1 pseudogene is annotated in these 290 nt (G+C 47.6%); it reads left to right on the top strand.

Annotated elements, in window-relative coordinates:
• Positions 1 to 290: pseudogene (locus P0G09_RS20175) on the top strand (DNA-binding response regulator); the annotation flags it as partial.

Below are 290 nucleotides of genomic sequence, written 5' to 3' on the forward strand. Positions count from 1 at the left end.
ATTTGCTGCTGCTCGATATCGAGATGCCATCCAACGGTTTTCAGTTGGCGCAGTCTTTGATCCAAATGGAGAAGCATCCTTTGGTGGTATTTGTCACGAATCGGCATGAGTACGCTGTGCAGGGATATGGCGTTGCATTCCGCTACCTTGTCAAACCTTTGGATCAGACACTGTTCGCTGCGGCAATGGATGCCGTCCTTCATGAACTGAACTCCAAACATTTCACGATCGAATACGATGGTGTTACCATGTCCTTGGAAACATCGGACATTTACTTTCTGGAAAGCCAC

This window comes from Faecalibacterium sp. DFI.5.82, assembly GCF_029076575.1.
GTDB classification, from domain to species: domain Bacteria; phylum Bacillota; class Clostridia; order Oscillospirales; family Ruminococcaceae; genus Faecalibacterium; species Faecalibacterium duncaniae.